14 protein-coding genes are annotated in these 18600 nt (G+C 38.7%); 3 read left to right on the forward strand and 11 right to left on the reverse strand.

From position 1 onward, the window contains the following. Positions 1-57 precede the first annotated feature (57 nt). On the reverse strand, positions 58-1335 hold the full coding sequence (locus DK858_RS03725) for an ABC transporter substrate-binding protein (protein ID WP_109396276.1): 1278 nt from the start codon (positions 1333-1335) through the stop codon (positions 58-60). Between the two features lie 299 nt (positions 1336-1634). Here DK858_RS03725 and DK858_RS03730 point away from each other — a divergent pair, with 299 nt between their 5' ends. Then, entirely contained in the window at positions 1635-2969 is a 1335-nt protein-coding gene (locus DK858_RS03730; RefSeq protein WP_109396277.1) for an MFS transporter, read from the forward strand. A gap of 61 nt (positions 2970-3030) precedes the next feature. Continuing rightward, positions 3031-4482: a pyruvate kinase gene (gene pyk, locus DK858_RS03735; protein ID WP_109396278.1), complete on the forward strand. Its 1452-nt coding sequence runs from the start codon at positions 3031-3033 to the stop codon at positions 4480-4482. 147 nt (positions 4483-4629) lie between these two features. Here pyk and DK858_RS03740 read toward each other — a convergent pair whose 3' ends face one another. Continuing rightward, positions 4630-6366, reverse strand: coding sequence for a pyridoxal phosphate-dependent decarboxylase family protein (locus DK858_RS03740; RefSeq protein WP_109396279.1), 1737 nt, complete (start codon positions 6364-6366; stop codon positions 4630-4632). A gap of 692 nt (positions 6367-7058) precedes the next feature. Here DK858_RS03740 and DK858_RS03745 point away from each other — a divergent pair. Then, positions 7059-7508 carry a hypothetical protein gene (locus DK858_RS03745; protein ID WP_109396280.1) on the forward strand — a complete coding sequence of 150 codons (450 nt, stop codon included), beginning with the start codon at positions 7059-7061 and terminating at the stop codon, positions 7506-7508. A gap of 79 nt (positions 7509-7587) precedes the next feature. On the opposite strand, the gene deoD is transcribed toward DK858_RS03745, so the two are convergent. From deoD to prfC, 9 genes are all read right to left on the reverse strand, one after another. Beyond that, positions 7588-8304, reverse strand: coding sequence for a purine-nucleoside phosphorylase (gene deoD / locus DK858_RS03750; protein WP_006536106.1), 717 nt, complete (start codon positions 8302-8304; stop codon positions 7588-7590). A gap of 77 nt (positions 8305-8381) precedes the next feature. Continuing rightward, a complete protein-coding gene (gene deoB, locus DK858_RS03755; RefSeq protein ID WP_109396281.1) occupies positions 8382-9608 on the reverse strand; it encodes a phosphopentomutase in 1227 nt (408 codons plus the stop codon). Between the two features lie 66 nt (positions 9609-9674). Continuing rightward, positions 9675-10997: a thymidine phosphorylase gene (gene deoA, locus DK858_RS03760; protein WP_109396282.1), complete on the reverse strand. Its 1323-nt coding sequence runs from the start codon at positions 10995-10997 to the stop codon at positions 9675-9677. 70 nt (positions 10998-11067) lie between these two features. After that, positions 11068-11847, reverse strand: coding sequence for a deoxyribose-phosphate aldolase (gene deoC / locus DK858_RS03765; RefSeq protein WP_109396283.1), 780 nt, complete (start codon positions 11845-11847; stop codon positions 11068-11070). 520 nt (positions 11848-12367) lie between these two features. Further along, positions 12368-13669 (reverse strand): NupC/NupG family nucleoside CNT transporter, encoded by a 1302-nt coding sequence (locus DK858_RS03770; protein ID WP_109396284.1) that lies wholly within the window; start codon positions 13667-13669, stop codon positions 12368-12370. A gap of 288 nt (positions 13670-13957) precedes the next feature. Next, a complete protein-coding gene (locus tag DK858_RS03775) occupies positions 13958-14740 on the reverse strand; it encodes a TatD family hydrolase (protein WP_109396285.1) in 783 nt (260 codons plus the stop codon). Continuing rightward, entirely contained in the window at positions 14733-15797 is a 1065-nt protein-coding gene (locus DK858_RS03780; protein WP_109396286.1) for a patatin-like phospholipase family protein, read from the reverse strand. The genes DK858_RS03775 and DK858_RS03780 overlap by 8 nt, the downstream gene beginning before the upstream one ends. Positions 15798-15926: 129 nt before the next feature. After that, entirely contained in the window at positions 15927-16271 is a 345-nt protein-coding gene (locus tag DK858_RS03785) for a BON domain-containing protein (protein WP_109396287.1), read from the reverse strand. A gap of 613 nt (positions 16272-16884) precedes the next feature. Next, on the reverse strand, positions 16885-18474 hold the full coding sequence (prfC, locus tag DK858_RS03790) for a peptide chain release factor 3 (RefSeq protein ID WP_069369726.1): 1590 nt from the start codon (positions 18472-18474) through the stop codon (positions 16885-16887). Positions 18475-18600: the final 126 nt, after the last annotated feature.

An 18600-nucleotide genomic window follows, 5' to 3' on the forward strand; every position in this document is an offset into this window, starting at 1 on the left:
CCGTAATACCTTTCATAAAAACAGCGCTTCCTGCTGTATATCTGAACCACAAGGCGGTTAGGGTGATTTGTTTTCTCTTAATAAAGCACGTGCTTGTTCAAGTTTTTCTGCTTCTAAGGTACGCCATTGATAAAGAACGGCTAACGCCTGATCGGAATACTCTCGTTGATCCGCTGCTTTTGTAAAAAGTGCCTGCAAAGTTGGTGAATTAGCCTCATTTTCACTAATCAGCACCGAACTTGCTATATTGCGTGCTTTACTAATCGCATCAAGACGTTCTGACGTTTTATTTTCCTGTCTTTCTGCTTCATGGATATCACTCCAAACTTGGCGCATTAACGGAAAATTATGGGTGATCATTTGATCAAATAACGCATTAACAACTTCACGGCGATGATACGCTTTATTACTATCTAGAATAAAATCTGTTGAATCAGCTAATTGAGAATTAGTACTTAATACATTTTCACTTAGCGGGATTTTTGCCATATCACTGTTATAAACAATCTCTTGTCCCTCTTCAGAAAGAAGAAAAGAAATAAAAATACCAGCTTCAACGTGCTTATCACTTTCAGCTAAAATAGCAACATAAGCGGGTAAAATTATTGATTTATCAAAATAATCGAAATCAATAAAATCAAACCGTTTTTGATGATTGAAAGCGTAATTATCAATTACAGGCCCAGCACCAACAATTCCCCGAGCAACAGCATCACTGACTCTGGCACTTCGTGCGGATATTGATGCTAAATTACCATTCAATTCCAATAAGATTTTCCACCCCTCTTCCCAACCGTTTTCCTGTAAAATATTTTCAACCATTAGCTGTGTCGTGCCAGAATTAGCGGGTGTTGTCATCGTCAAATGACCTTGATAAATAGGATCAGTGAGATCTCTCCAACTTTTAGGCGATGGTAACTGATGTTTTTGTAAATACTGTGTATTACTAATAATCCCAATACCGGAATAACCAAATGTTGTTACCTTATCGTTGATAATACTACTGTGCTTCAATAACCAATCAGGGGTTTCATATTTAATAGGCAAACGAGAAAGCAAACCTTCCCTATCAAGATGATGATAAAAATTTGCAGAAGAAGACATGACAATATCAATGGACTGATAAGGATAATTTTTTATTAATCTTTCTGCAATTTCAACACGTCGATAAACAACTTGTGTTTTAATATCAGGATATTTATCAGCAAAAGCTAACATTAATGGGCGCATTACTGTATCTGAATGTGTAGTCAAAATAACAAGCCGATCATCTTTTGCATTTGCACCGAAAATAAAAAACAAACAAAAGAATGACAGAATAAGTTTCCCTTTCATTTTCCTCACCATAAAAGTTTTCTTAGAATTGTGCTCAAGATCATAAATTTAAAATTTCATGACAATTATTTTATTTCGATTGTGAGTCAACTATGACCCAATCTTTTTGTAGATACGCTTATATTCCCTTCTTTTGATACTAATATAAATTGCCTAGATTACAGTTTTAACCCATCGAATTAAGGTAATGAGTCAATCGTGACCCATTGTTAACGTTTTGCTGTTATTCCTTCCTACTCGTTAGTATTCACTCCGACTAAAAACTTTCAGCTTTATCTATTTTTTTCGGAGCTATCTATATGTTTAATTTCTTTAAAACAAGAAAAGATCTCCCTCTATTAGAAGAATCTAATGAAAAGATCAGATCAATTTATAAAAAATACCAATGGCAGGTTTTTATAGGACTTGTTTTTGGCTATGCCATGTTCTATGTCGTTCGTATGGCACTTGGTGTGGTAAAAAAACCCATGCTAGATGCGGGTATTGTAACAACAACTGAACTGGGCTTAATGGGTTCTGCGTTCTTCTTTACTTATGCATTTGGTAAGTTCTCTAACGGATTCTTATCTGATTATGCCAATATTGGACGCTTTATGTCCATCTCGTTAATTGCCTCCTCAATTACCTGTATTTTTATGGGGATGTCAACCGCGGGTCTCTTCTTTGTCCTATTATGGGGTATTAACGGTTGGTTCCAATCTGTCGGTTCTGCTCCTTCTTGTGTCTCTATCTTCCAATGGTTTTCACCAAAACAACGAGGTAGTGTTTATTCTATCTGGGGTGGTTCACGTAATATCGGTGAAGCAATCACATGGATCTTAACTGCGACTGTTGTAAGCTTCTTTGGCTGGCGCGCAGGCTTTATCGGTGCAGGTATTGCTAGTTTAGCTGCTGGTATTATCTTATTAATGCTATTAAAAGATCGCCCTCGTACTTATGGTCTACCAGAACCAGCAACTGCATTTGGTGAAGAAGCTGAATCGGCTAAAAGTAATGATCCAAAAGAAACACGCCGTGCACAATTATTCATATTAAAACAACCTACTGTATGGATCATCGCTACAGCTTGTGCCGCAATGTACATCTCTCGCTATGCAATCAGTTCATGGGCGGTCCTTTATTTACAAGGTTCAAAAGGTTATTCACTGATTGACGCGGGTTTTGCCATGTCAACTTACCCGATCGCAGGCTTCTTTGGTGCAATCTTAGCAGGTATCGCATCAGACAAACTGTTTAACGCTAACCGTCATATTCCAACACTGATTTATGGTATTGCCAATATCGCAGGTTTTGCTCTGATGTTCTGGGGACCACAAAGCCGTGTTATGGATGCGATTGCATTAAGTATGATTGGTTTTGCAATTGGTGGTCTGGTTGTGTTCTTAGCAGGCTTAACCGCTTGTGACCTAATGCCAAAAAATGCAGTAGGTGCAGTAAAAGGGTTTATTGGACTATTTGCTTATATTGCAGCCTCAGCACAAGAATTAATTTCTGCATCATTAATTAAAGTCACTGAAATTGATGGTGTCACTCACTATGACTTCAGCATAGTACAGTATTTCTGGATTGGTTCTGCCATCGTATCCATGATCCTCGCCATGATGGTCTGGAATGCGAAAAAAGTAACCATGTAATAATAAAGTTGTCATCAAGGGATACCTTTAGGTATCCCTATTTTAAAAAGAGAATGTCACTATGCGTAAGACAAAAATTGTTGCGACACTTGGGCCTGCTAGCTGCTCAGAAAGCATGATTGAAAAACTAATTTTGGCGGGTGCTAATGTATTTCGTTTAAATTTTTCACATGGCACTCGAGAACAACATCAGGTAACAGCAGCAACTATCCGTCAGGTCGCAGAAAAACATCGTATATTTATCGGAATATTAGCTGATCTCCAAGGACCTAAAATTCGCATCTCTAATTTCCGAAACGATTCAGTTAATTTAAAACCAGGCGATACATTTACTCTAAATGCTGATTTAGACAGCACATTAGGTGATGAGCAACAAGTTGGTTTGGATTATCCACAACTTGTCCAAGAAGTCACACCAGGGAATATTCTGCTACTCGACGATGGTAATATCCAATTACAAGTCAGCGCAGTAAATAATAATCAAATTGAAACAAAAGTTACTGTAGGTGGAAAACTCTCTAACCGTAAAGGCATTAACCTACTTGGTGGCGGTTTATCAGCACCTGCATTAACAGAAAAAGACAAACAAGACATACACACAGCTACCGCGATTGGAGCTGATTATATTGCAGTGTCATTCCCTCGTAATGGTGCTGATATTGAATATGCGCGCAGTTTAGTGATTGCGGCAGGCAGCCATGCCAAGATCGTTGCTAAAGTCGAACGTGCAGAAGTGGTCTCCTGTGAAGAAAATATGGACGACATCATTAAAGCATCTGATGTCATTATGGTAGCGCGAGGCGATCTCGCTGTTGAAATTGGGGATGCCAGCTTACCGGGGGCTCAAAAACTATTAATCGCACGCTGTCGCGCATTAGGTTGTCCTGTTATTACAGCTACTCAAATGATGGAATCTATGATTGAAAGCCCGATGCCAACTCGTGCAGAAGTCATGGATATTGCGAATGCTGTTGGTGATGGAACTGATGCAGTAATGCTATCAGCCGAAACAGCGGCAGGAAAATATCCCGTGGAAGCCGTTAGTGCAATGGCTCGCGTAGCTGAAGGGGCTGAGCGCTCTTTTGCCGCGAATGTTGAAAACCCATGGCAAACACCGTCTTACTATTCACAAACAGGTCGTTGGATTGCGTTAGCCGCAGCGACAACAGCTTTCCATGACGACAAGCATTTAAGTGTTGCCGCATTAACAGAAAATGGTAAATCAGTGACCTTATTGTCACGCTTTATGCCAAACAACAATGTATATGCATTAACAGATAATCCCGCACTTGCAGGTCAATTGACGGTATTACGTGGGGTAACGCCTGTGGCTTATCAACGTCAAAATAATAATGACTGTGATGAAAACATCATGCAAAAACTGCAAACAGAGGGATTATTAACAGACATGAATTCACTCTTAATCACCCGTTTATCAACCTTTGAAAAAACAGGTGAAAGCGATTGTTGTCATCTTGTTCCTGTCAAACAAGTTGAAGCAGCAACAGCTTGAGTGTCTTCCATCAAGGGGCTTATGAGAGAGGCAACTTGAAGTAAATAATAAAAAAAAAGAGCACACCAAAATCATTTTAGCCACAGGGAATGTGGCTATTTTTCATCTAAAGTACAGTTTGTTTTATTTAATCAACCAATGATTTGATTAAATTTTTGCGACTTTCTTCGAGCTCATATTTTGACTCATTTCAGTTAAAATCTTCATAAAATTATCAATATGCGTACGCTCTGTATTTGGATTCATAAATACTGCTTTTTCACCTGGCAGATAAACATAACGATTATTTTTTGCATATTTAGAGCAAGCAATAGAATCAACCCAGTTAGTAAATAACCCCTCTCTGCCACGCTGTAAGAAAAGTTTTCTATGCCACTGCGTATTATGAACCATAAAGTCATAAGCTTCTTTATCCGTAGAACATGTTAGTTCTAAATCGAAAGCAACGTGAGGATCTTTTACTAAATTAGGATCATACAGTTTAAAGCCAACACTTGGTCCTTGGTTTTGTGGCACGATCACTTTCGCATTCCCCATCGCCAATAATTGATGACGCATATAGTTCGCGTTTTGCAAACAGTGAGCGATAATGGTTTGGTAACCTTCAATACCCATATAGTGCATTGCAGAATAAGCGCCAAAAATACCCACACCACTACGAGTACACTCAATAGTAGATTGTAAATGAGTCTGCCCTTCTAGCTCATGTTCAAAATAGGTGAAGTTTTCAGGATCGTTTTCAAGTGCCACAAAGTCATTGCCGTTTTTCACCAACACTAAACTTGAGGTATAAGGTACATAACCCCATTTGTGGAAGTCGATGGTAATAGAGTCGGCATATTTCAGATGCTTAAATTTTTCAACGTTCTGGCGTAAACCTTCTAAAGTGACATCGTTAATTGCCAGTGGATTACTGCTAAAATTATATTCTAAGAAGAAAATAATCGGCCAACCAACAGCTGCATCAACATGTACGTGTGGCTTAACAGAGATCTCAAACTCTTCACATAAACGGTCACGTAACTCACAAACACCTTTCACATCATCGACACCAAAGGTATCTGTTGTGCCAGTGGTTAACATAATCGTTGGCACTTTACACTTAACAGTAAAGCACGCTCTTAATTCACGCTCTAAGTGTTCTAAATTAATGGTGTTATCTTCAGACACCTTAATACGAATGGTCTTGTTATCAACATCAACGCCTAATAAGGCTAGGTTAGTCATATTTGAGTAGTGACCACCTTGAGAGTTAATGATGCGATAATCTTGATCTGCAGCCATACCTAAATGTTTAGAATTAGGCATAGATTTGCGTAAACCAAATAGATAACCATATAAGTTACACATGGTGCCACCTTGAGTGAACACACCAGATGCCACTTCTGGATCATAACCAACCAATTTAGCGACTTTTTTAATCGTCACTTTTTCTAAGGCATCTGCGACACCTGAATATTCACAATACACCATATTAGGGTTGCCCATTAACCCTAACATTGAACCATAAACACCCGGATCACTCGGCATTGCAATCACGTTTTCAACAGCTAACGGATTTTCCCAGTTTTTACACAGTGTCGACACTAACATCAGTAATTCATTAGGATCGTTTTCTGGGTAATTGATGTTTTGTTGAATTTGCGTATCCGTCATTAAACGTTCAAATAGTTGTTGCCCATTTGAGTAACGTTGTAATTGGTCATTATCGTTAGTGGTTGTTTTTCTAAACTGTGTAATCGATTGGATGGTTTTATCCTGAAATATCGGCCAATACTTCGGATCTCGGCTGAAAAAGTGAGCAATAACGTTGTGGTATTTCTTCTCGAATTCCGCATTCAGAATGTTAGCAGAAGATAGACCTAATAAATCTTGATTTTTCACTATATTCTCCAAATAGAAACCGACAAAAATTTAAATTGACTGCATAACAATACTATACATTTTCTAATTAATTTAGTTAGTGCTTCATGCGATCGCATAGTCTCTACTCATCATCACATAAAACAAAATATTTTATTTAATATCAATACAATAGAAATTTTTGGAAAGCTAAATTTACAGATGTTATTATTTTATATATATGCTTATGTGACTGACATCACAATGAAAATTAAGCTACAAACAAAAATAATCACCCGTAATACTATTAACTATTTGAAATATATTCAAAATATATTAATAACATGATAACCAACTGATATTATTGAACTCTTTATTTAATTAATTGAATTAATCTGTTATTTCTACAATTAGTACAACGAAAATTACATTTAATTTAGTCACACCGAACAAAATCAAACGAAATCACTATAATATTTTTCATAATTAGCTAATTAATTCTAATTTTAACCATTATTAGGTACAAAATATTAGATAAGACCAAGCTTACATATAATACCCAATGAAAAAATAAACAAAGAAATTATTACAGTTGATTATTCTACTAATAACAGAAATATTAGTTAAAATGAAAGCTAGCAATCTAACTAAATAATCAGAATGTTTACTCTACATTTTTTGTGTTCTTTGCCGATACTAAGGTAATAGAGTAGGTAATTAACGGAGAACACAATATGAAAGCACATATCACTGTTGCTGCTGTATTCGTATTATTATCCGCAAGTGTCCATGCTGAAGAATTTACCTGCCAACTTGAAAATGGTAAGTATGTCAGCGTGTTCGTTGAACATGGAAAGCCACCTGTTTATCGCTATGGCACACTTGCAAAAACAGAGATAACACTACCTGTTCCTCAGCACCCCAATAATAATGTCTTTTATGGGCACCAAATGTTTGTTGCAGGTGCATCGACCTATATTCGTTTTAAAAATGGAAACTACAGCTATGTCGTTTATGACGGAGAAGGGAGAGGTTGGAATTTTAACGGTGTTATTGTCTATAAAGACAATGACATTATCAGTAAAAAAGAGTGCAAACAGCCATTAACACCCAGCTTAGATAATTTAAAAAATTACTCAATAAAAATGGATCCTTATTTAGAAACCTATATTTATGCTCCATAATTTCTAGATTTATTAATTAGACATAAAAAAACCCAATTCAAAATTGGGTTTTTTATTTTTAAGCAACAAAATGTATTGATTAGTCTTCTAATAACAGAACAGATTCTAATGCAATTTCAATCATTTCATTAAAGGTAGTTTGACGCTCTTCTGCTGTGGTCTGTGTACCTTTCTTGATGTGATCAGAGACAGTACAGATAGTCAGTGCTTTTGCGCCGTATTCAGCGGCAACACCGTAGATACCAGCTGCTTCCATTTCAACACCTAAGATGCCGTATTTTTCCATTACATCAAACATTTCTGGATCTGGAGAGTAGAACAGATCAGCAGAGAAGATATTACCAACGCGAACTTTAATATCTTTCGCTTTTGCTGCATCAACAGCATTTTGAACTAATTGGTAATCAGCAATAGCGGCGAAATCTTGGCCTTTGAAACGCAGACGGTTAACTTTAGAGTCTGTACATGCGCCCATACCAATAACAACATCACGCAGTTCAACATCTGGTAATACTGCACCACATGAACCCACACGGATGATAACTTTCACGCCGAAATCTGTAATTAATTCTTTTGCGTAAATTGAGCAGGAAGGAATACCCATGCCGTGGCCCATAACAGAAACTTTACGGCCTTTATACGTACCTGTAAAACCTAACATACCACGAACATTGTTTACTTGACGGACGTCTTGTAAAAAAGTTTCAGCGATGTATTTAGCACGAAGCGGGTCGCCCGGCATTAAAACGACATCAGCAAAATCGCCCATTTCTGCGTTAATATGAGGGGTAGCCATAATTCTTCCTTTTAATTGATCTTTTTACTATTTAAATATAATTCGGTAGGCATATTGCTATACCTACCGAAATAAAATTAAAACATTGCTTTACCATAATCGACAGGAGATAAGCCAAAGTATTTAGCAACAGTCTGACCGATATCAGCAAAGGTTTCACGGTGCCCCAATGAACCAGGTTTAACTTTTGGACCATAAACAAGAACAGGAATGTGTTCACGAGTATGATCAGAGCCAGGCCAAGTTGGGTCGCAACCATGGTCTGCTGTTAAGATAAGAATGTCATCTTCTTTAACCAGTTCCATTAATTCTGGTAAACGACGGTCAAATAACTCAAGTGCTTCACCATAACCAACTGCATCACGACGGTGACCGTAAGAAGAGTCAAAGTCAACAAAGTTGGTGAATACAATTGTGTTGTCACCTGCGAGTTTCATTTCTTCAAGTGTTGCATCAAACAGAGCATTAATACCCGTTGCTTTCACTTTCTTAGTAATACCTACGTTTGCGTAGATATCAGCAATTTTACCAATAGAAACAACGTGACCTTGTTTTTCATCAACCAGTTTTTTCAACATCGTTGGTGCTGGTGGCTCAACTGCTAAATCATGACGATTACCTGTACGGGAGAAGTTACCCGGTTTATCACCGATAAATGGACGCGCAATAACACGACCAATATTGTAATCACCTTTGTTTAGCTCATCACGAGCAATTTCACACAGCTCATATAATTTATCTAAACCGTAGGTTTCTTCATGACATGCAATTTGGAATACAGAGTCAGCAGAGGTATAGAAAATCGGTTTACCGGTTTTCATATGCTCTTCACCCAGTTCATCCAAAATCACTGTACCAGATGCGTGACAGTTACCTAAGTAGCCTGGTAATTTTGCACGCTTAACGATGTTATCTAACAGCGCTTGTGGGAATGAGTTTTTCAACTCTTTGAAATATCCCCAATCAAACAGAACCGGAACACCTGCGATTTCCCAGTGGCCTGACGGAGTATCTTTACCAGAAGAGATTTCACTCGCGTAGCCATAAGCACCAATAATTTCTGCATTTTTATCTAAACCAACAGGGAACTTGCCCGTTGATTCTTCTGCTGCTTTACCTAGACCTAAGCGGCAAAGATTAGGTAAATGAAGAGGACCTTTACGACCATCTCTATCTGCTTTACCTTCAGCAAACGCTTGTGCGATATGCCCTAAAGTGTCTGAACCTTGGTCACCGAATTTCTCCGCATCACCGGCAGCACCGATACCGAAGGAATCTAATACCATGATATGTACACGTTTCATAATTCTCTCTCCTGTGTCATTCTCCGTAGGCTACGGATATGTCACTTATAAATCGTCATTGAGTTCTTATTCGCTGATTTGGCGGTACACCATTGGTGAAGCTTCGCGTTTGCTGTCACCAATTACCATCGCTTTACGGACTTCAGCAGCAGCTTCTTGCCATGATTTTTCACTGTTAGCATGGATCATCGCTAAAGGTTTATCTGTATTGATCTCAGATCCAAGCGCTACGATGTCGCTTAAGCCAACACTGTAATCAATAGCATCAGTCGCTTTACGGCGACCACCACCTAATGTCACAACTGACATACCTAATGCGCGTGTATCCATTTCTGTGATGAACCCAGCTTTCTCAGCGAATACAGGTTTACTTAATACCGCAGTTGGCAGGTATTTATTGTAGTTTTCAACAAAATCAGTTGGGCCTTTCTGCGCGGCAACCATACGACCAAAGACTTCTGCCGCTTTACCGTTATCCAACACATCTTGTAGTTTTTGACGAGCTTGTTGACGATCATCCGCTAAACGGCCTGATACTAACATTTCAACACACAGCGCCATAGTGACTTCAAATAGACGTGGATTACGGTATTCACCTGTTAAAAATTGAACAGCTTCACGAACTTCAACCGCATTACCTGCGCTAGAAGCTAATACTTCGTTCATATCAGTTAACAGTGCTGTGGTTTGACAGCCTGCGCCATTTGCTACTTGAACAATTGACTCAGCCAGCTCTTCAGATTTTTGATAAGTCGGCATAAAGGCACCCGAGCCCACTTTAACATCCATCACTAATGCATCTAAACCTTCAGCTAATTTTTTACCTAAAATAGATGCAGTGATAAGCGGGATTGAATCAACTGTAGCAGTAATATCACGGGTCGCATAAAAGCGTTTGTCCGCTGGTGCTAATGAATTAGTCTGTCCAATAATAGCAACGCCAACATTGCGAATAATGTCGCGGAATTTCTCATCATCAGGGAAAATATCAAAGCCTGGAATTGCTTCAAGCTTATCTAATGTTCCACCTGTGTGGCCTAATCCACGACCAGAGATCATAGGAACATAACCGCCACAAGCCGCAACCATTGGACCTAACATCAGGGATGTAACATCACCTACACCACCCGTTGAATGTTTATCAACAATTGGGCCATTTAAATTTAGGCTTTTCCAGTTCAGTACTGTACCGGAATCACGCATGGCTAATGTCAAAGCAACACGCTCTGGCATTGTCATATCGTGGAAATAAATAGTCATTGCTAATGCAGCAATTTGACCTTCAGAAACAGTATTATCTCTGACGCCATTAATGAAAAAACGAATTTCTTCCTCAGTTAAAGGATGACCATCACGCTTTTTACGAATAATCTCTTGGGCAAGAAACACTGCAACCTCCTGGTTTTATAGCATTGGTAACGCCCACTATCATGAAAAGTGGGCGTATTTCACGAATGGATTAGTAACCACTAGATGATTTTTGTTCACCATGACCTAAAGTGGCTAATAAATTACCTAATAGGCTTGATGCACCAAAGCGGAAGTGACGGGCATCAACCCATTTATCACCCATAATGCGGTTAGCCAATGCAAGGTATTGAGCAGCTTCTTCAGCAGTACGTACACCACCAGCCGGTTTGAAACCAACTTCTTTGCCAACGCCCATATCGTGGATCACTTGGATCATTAATTCAGCACTTTCCAGTGTTGCATTTACAGGTACTTTACCTGTGGAGGTTTTAATAAAGTCTGCACCTGCTTTAATTGAAATTTCAGATGCTTTACGGATAAGCGCTGGATCTTTCAGCTCACCCGTTTCAATAATTACTTTCAGTAAAGCGCCAGCTTTTGCACAAGCTTCTTTACATGCTTTAACGATATCAAAACCGATTTGCTCGTTACCTGCCATCAATGCACGGTAAGGGAAAACAACATCAACCTCATCTGCGCCATAAGCTAATGCGGCTTTGGTTTCTGCTAATGCGATATCTAAATCATCATTACCATGAGGGAAGTTAGTTACGGTTGCGATACGGACGTCAGGAGTACCTTGTTCGCGTAACACTTTACGTGCTAACGGAATAAAACGTGGGTAGATACAAATAGCAGCAGTATTGCCTTCTGGGCTTTTAGCTTGATGACATAATGCCGTCACTTTGGCATCAGTGTCATCATCATTTAATGTAGTTAAATCCATCAAAGACAGCGCAAGGCGCGCTGCAGCGGTTAAATCTGTCATAAAACTCTCCAACGATGTTTCTCAAGCCCTTTTGGGCGTACGCTTAAGGTTAGCGATTAAATTTGTTGGCGAGCGGACTTGGTTCCTTGAAGATGTTGTTGCAGCTTAATACCACAACGACAGCTGAGCTCCCTCTCACCGCGCTATGCTCACTTCGGCGACCCGTCATTGAGCTTTCGCCATTCCATGAAGTTTCAGCACATCTTATTTGAACACGCTAGGGAACAATTAGATGTGCTTTGCGTCACACTAATCAAATGTAACTTGCAAGCAATGACATAAAAATGTGACGTAAATCACAACTAGGTCATTTTCTGGTTTAATGTTACTTGAATACCGTTTCTAAGTCGTTTTTATAACGCAAAAAAGCGTAATACGTATTTAATGGCAATCTCAGTGACCATATTCAATATAATCTGCGAAATATCTCACATAATAAAAGTAGTTAACATTACAACAGAAAACAAACATAAAAGAGCAGATAGGTAAATTACCCATCTGCTCTTTACAATTAAATCAATTAAGCGGCAACAACTGCCATTGCCGTTAATGCAAAGAAGAACCCTGCAATCGTGGCACTCATTAAGTTAGAAAGTGTACCTGCAAGTACTGCTTTCATACCTAAACGAGCAACGTCTTTACGACGGTTTGGTGCCATTCCACCTAAACCACCTAACAATACAGCAACAGAAGAGAGATTAGCAAAACCGCACAGTGCAAAAGAGATAATGATCTTCGTTTGATCAGATAGCACCATAAGTCCTGATCCCGCAACAATTGCGTCTTCTTTTAGGTATTTACTAAATTCAGAGTAAGCATAGAACTCATTGATAACAATTTTTTGTCCTATAAAAGAGCCCGCGATAGTTGCTTCACTCCAAGGCACACCGATGAGGAAGGCGATTGGTGCAAAGATCCAACCTAGCACTAACTCTAATGAGAAGTTTTCATAGCCAAACCAGCCACCAATGCCACCAAGAATACCATTAACTAATGCAATCAAGGCAACGAAAGCAAGTAACATAGCACCGACGTTAAGGGCGAGTTGTAAACCTGAAGAGGCCCCCGCCGCTGCCGCATCGATAATATTGGCTGGCTTTTCTTCATCTGCCATTTTATCAAGTGCATCTTTTTGATCATCTGGTGTTTCTGTTTCAGGGATCAATAATTTAGCAAAGAGTAAACCACCAGGCGCCGCCATAAAGGAAGCTGTAATCAGATACTCCAACGGTACGCCCATGCTAGCGTATCCAGCAAGTACTGAACCCGCAACAGAGGCTAAACCACCACACATAACAGCAAAGAGTTCTGAGGTTGTCATTCTTGCAATATAAGGGCGAACAACAAGCGGTGCTTCTGTTTGTCCAACAAAAATATTTGCAGTTGCAGACATAGATTCTGTTCGTGATGTACCCAGTACTTTTTGTAAACCACCACCAAGAATTTTGATGACGATTTGCATAATGCCAAGGTAATACAACACAGCAATTAGTGAAGAGAAAAACACGATAACAGGCAGTACGCGTAGGGCGAATACGAAACCGCCACCACCAAACAATTCGAACATTTTATCTGATACTAAGCCCGCAAAGAGGAAACTCATCCCATTATTGCCGTAATCAATAACATTCTTAACACTCTCAGAAACCGCAATAAGCACTTCGCGGCCACCGTCAGAATAAAGAACAAATGCACCTAAGCCAATCTGAATAAGGAATGCGCCACCAACTGTACGTAGTCTAATTGCACGTCGATTGCTGGAAAACAGAATGGCTATCAATATTAATGTTGCCATTCCGACCAAGCTCATAATGAGTTGCATTGAAGGGTCCCTGTTCACATAAAAATTTAATGGATTATCAATAATACCCTTACCAGAGCTTATTGACTCTTTTTGCCAGATAATTATACCTAGTCTAAGAAAAGAACCCTCAACATCCATCACAAATAGGGTCTGAAAAAAGTAACACAAAAGTCACAAATGAGAAGTAGATCACACAAAAAGAGGGGGAAACCGCATTATTGAATAGGTTGAATAGAGAGAAAACATCATCCGATTAACAAACCATGTATTCAATTTTAACCAGTAAAGTTAAATTCAATTCAAGAGCTAGATATTATCTTTTAACCGAAATAATTGTAGGCTATTAAAATAGAGTTGCTGAGCGATTACCTCAGGTGATCCTTGACGTAGCTCACAGAGTTGAGAAAAAATATATTGAATTCGTTCTGGGCGATTGGGTTCACCTTGAAAACCACTCACTGGCATATCAGGAGCATCTGTTTCTAATAATAGGTATTCTAGTGGTAACGAGGCAATTGCGCGACGAGTTTTTTGTGCTCGCTCATAAGTAATGGTTCCACCAACGCCAATAAAATAGCCTTGCTGAATAAACTTTTCAGCTTGTTGCAAACTTCCTGAAAAACCATGGATCACCCCTTTTCGAGGCACATCATAACGGCGTAAAAGTGCACTTAACTTATCGTGGGTTTTACGAGAATGCAGGATCACTGGCAAATCAAATTCAATTGCTAGTTTAAGCTGTGCGATTAAAAACGCCTCTTGCTTTTCTGCCTGAGGATTATTCATATAGCCATCAAGCCCTATCTCTCCGATGGCAACACAACGAGAAGTTGTTTTTAATTTTTGTTCTAATTCCAATAGATGCTGTTCAGTGTGCTCTTCAATATATAAAGGGTGTAACCCCAATGCACAATATAATTGATGGTGATGATTAGCTAACTCTGCAACAACATCAAAATTCCAACGTGCAACAGCAGGAATAATTATTTTTTCAACATGACCTTGATGCGCTTGTGACAAGCTATTGGCAATATCATCATAAAAAACGGGAAAATCAAAATGGCAGTGAGTATCAATAAATTTATTCATTCTGAATTTGTCTCACGTCAGGGTGTATGCTTCGCGTTCCTTGTTGAATAATAGAAGCATTCTCTGCTTTATCAGCCTTCGCTTCTGTTTCAAACAAACTAAAGACTTTTTTATCGTGCTGTTTGAATTTTTTCTTAGAAAAGTGTTGACCAATTGTCGCCAGAAAATAGCGCCCACAACGTCTCCCCACATGATAATCATGATTTAATGCACTTAAACGACTTCCTAATGCACTTGATTGCAATGTAGTTGGTGGATATATTTCAACAACAACACTATCTTCTGGTGGAGATTGGATAAATTTAAGTGTCTCGGTATAGGTTTCTATATGGACTTGTGCCATCGCCATAAAGCGCTGTAAACGGCTATTTTCAAACCATTTCCCCATACGTTCAACCCATTCTGTTGTGTATTGATATTCAGAAGGAACTGTACGAATAACGATAATAGTACGACAACCTCGTCGATAAGCTTCTCTCACAGGAATAGCATCGCTGATACCACCATCATGATAAACAACATCATGAAATAAGACACCATTACGATAAAAAGCAGGAATAGCACTGGACGCTTTGATTATCTCAAGCCAAGTCATTTCATCGGGTTGAAAATAATTGGCCTGAAAATTATCAGAACGACTTGCCACCATATAAAATTCACGCCCCGTATCAAATCGGCGTAGTGCTGTTGGTATATCAAGAGGCATTTCTTTGGCTGTCGTGTCTATATACCAATCAAGATCGAGTAAATTGCCACCACGGACAAAGCGAATAGGGTTGAAGAATTGATTATTGGTTGTATAGCGATTAATAATTTTACGTGCATATCCACGCTGACCACAGGCAAAAGCAGACAAGTTTTGTGCTCCCGCAGATACCCCAAGTAAAACATCAAAGGGATCAAATCGTGATCGCATAAATTCATCAAGGACACCCGCAGTAAAGATCCCGCGTTGCCCCCCGCCTTCACAAACTAAAGCAACTTTACCTTGTGGCAGTGAAGATTGAAATTCGAGTGCAGTAATATTATTTAATGTGACAGGTATATACTTCCCCATAATGTCTCCTTTATACAACTTATCAAAGGATACCCGCACATTTTTTCGACGTCATTATTTTTCCGTACTCATTTAAATAAATTAGACAATATATTCTTAGAGTCTGACGAATATAAAAGAAAATTACGTTTATGATTTGATATTTACATCTGAGTCTACGCTTTTAACACCTTCAATTTTTTCAATAACTTGTAAGATTTTTTCTTCTTGCGCTTTACTATCAACAAAACCGGAAAGAAAGACATGCCCAAACTCAGTACGAATAGAAATATTCTCACTATTAATATCTTGCATTGGCAATAGCGCATCTTTAATTTTATTAGAAATAGAGGTATCACTTAAATAGTGACCCGTATTATTCCCACTTTTATTAATCTCGCTATACCACGATGTTTCAGCGGACACGCCCATACTGACAAAAGCTAAACCGATTGACATTAATAACGCCAATTTTAGCGTTTTATATTGTTTCATTGCTCTCCCCCTAATCACAATAACTGAGATAGGAAATATACGTGTGTTTTAATATCTGTCTTTTTATTAAGCACTACAAAAATTTAACAATCCAAGCTATAACACTAATAAGCTATCTGAGTTAAATAAAGTAAAAAATAACAAATAAAGACTAATCCTAATAATTTTATTCTAATAATAACAAATAAATCTATAAAAAACTTCATAAAGAAATATCAATAAGTGTAAAAACAAGCATAATTTTAACAGAAAAAAAAGAGAGTAATTCCAAATTAAGAGGTGTTTTTAGATAGGATATTAAGGCTATGCCAATGACATTTATTAACAAAGAAGAGCGCGTCTCTCACAGAGAGCGGTTTATTAAGGATAAAGACTCAACAAAACGAAGCAACAAAAAAGGCTATATTAAAAACATAGCCTTTTCATTATTGAGATCATACAAAAAACAACGCGCTTACCCTAAGTTATTCTCCGCACTCTTACTCTACATAATTCATGCTACAACTAGGCGACAAGTGAATGAGTCGCTAAGAGCATACATCAGTATGTGACTTGTGCGAATGAACCTAATCAACAACGTTGCAACTTGAAGTATGACGAGCAAGCTCGAATATTAGTGTTCACGAGTCTGATGGAACTCAACATCAGGATAACGCTCACGTGTTAAATTCAAGTTGACCATCGTTGGTGCGATATAAGTTAAGTTATCGCCACCATCAAGTGCCAAGTTTTGTTCATTTTTACGTTTAAACTCTTCGAGTTTTTTCTCGTTATTACATTCAACCCAGCGTGCTGTTGAAACGTTAACGGATTCATAAATCGCTTCAACGTTATATTCACTCTTAAGTCTTGCAACAACCACATCAAACTGAAGTACACCCACAGCACCTACGATTAAATCGTTATTTGCCAGTGGTCTAAAGACCTGTACAGCGCCCTCTTCTGATAACTGTACCAACCCTTTAAGTAACTGTTTCTGTTTTAATGGATCACGTAAACGAATGCGGCGGAATAACTCAGGCGCAAAGTTTGGAATACCGGTAAACTTCAGGATCTCGCCTTGAGTAAAGGTATCACCAATTTGAATTGTACCGTGGTTATGAAGACCGATAATATCCCCAGGATATGCATGTTCAACGTGAGAACGATCGCCGGCCATAAAGGTTAATGCATCAGAAATCACCACATCTTTTTTAATTCGAACTTGGTGTAACTTCATACCTTTATCATACATACCGGATACAACACGTAGGAATGCAACACGGTCGCGGTGTTTAGGATCCATATTAGCCTGGATCTTAAAGACGAAACCGGTGAACGTTTCTTCAGAAGCGGTAACTTCACGCATATCTGTTTGGCGAGGCATTGGTGCTGGAGCCCATTTTACAAGGCCATCAAGCATATGGTTAACACCAAAGTTACCTAATGCAGTACCAAAGAACACTGGGGTTAATTCGCCAGCTAAAAATGCCTCATGATCAAATTCATGGGAGGCACCTAATACTAACTCTAATTCATCACGTAGTTGGCTTGCTAAATCATCACCAATAGCTTCATCGAGCTCTGGGTTATCTAGTCCTTTGATAACGCGAGAATTTTGAATAGTATGGCCTTGACCTGTTTGATAAAGATAAGTTTCATCTTTCAGAATGTGATAAACCCCTTTGAAGAGTTTTCCGCAACCAATAGGCCAAGTAACAGGGCTACACGCAATTTTTAATTCTGTTTCAACTTCATCCATGAGTTCCATTGGATCACGAATATCACGGTCAAGTTTATTCATAAAAGTCAGAATTGGAGTATCACGTAAACGTGTGACTTCCATTAACTTACGAGTACGATCTTCAACCCCTTTAGAGGAGTCAATGACCATTAAACAGCAGTCAACTGCGGTTAAAGTACGATAAGTATCTTCAGAGAAATCTTCGTGCCCTGGGGTATCTAATAAGTTAACTAGGCAATCGGCATAAGGGAACTGCATGACTGAGGTTGTAATAGAAATACCACGTTGTTTCTCCATTTCCATCCAGTCAGACTTTGCATGCTGATTTGAACCACGACCTTTTACGGTTCCTGCACGTTGGATTGCTTGTCCGAATAACAACACTTTTTCAGTGATGGTTGTTTTACCCGCATCGGGGTGGGAAATAATGGCAAAAGTTCTACGACGAGCAACTTCTTGCTGAAAAATAGGATTAGACATCAATGGTGATCTTCTGGTTGATAGACGAGAGAATGTAAGACACTGATATATTGCTATAAGTAATAATTAAAGTGACTATAAAGACATTCAACCCGTAAGTTAATCTTAATTGGCGCTTATTTTCGC

It is taken from the genome of Proteus faecis (assembly GCF_003144395.1).
Lineage (GTDB): Bacteria > Pseudomonadota > Gammaproteobacteria > Enterobacterales > Enterobacteriaceae > Proteus > Proteus faecis.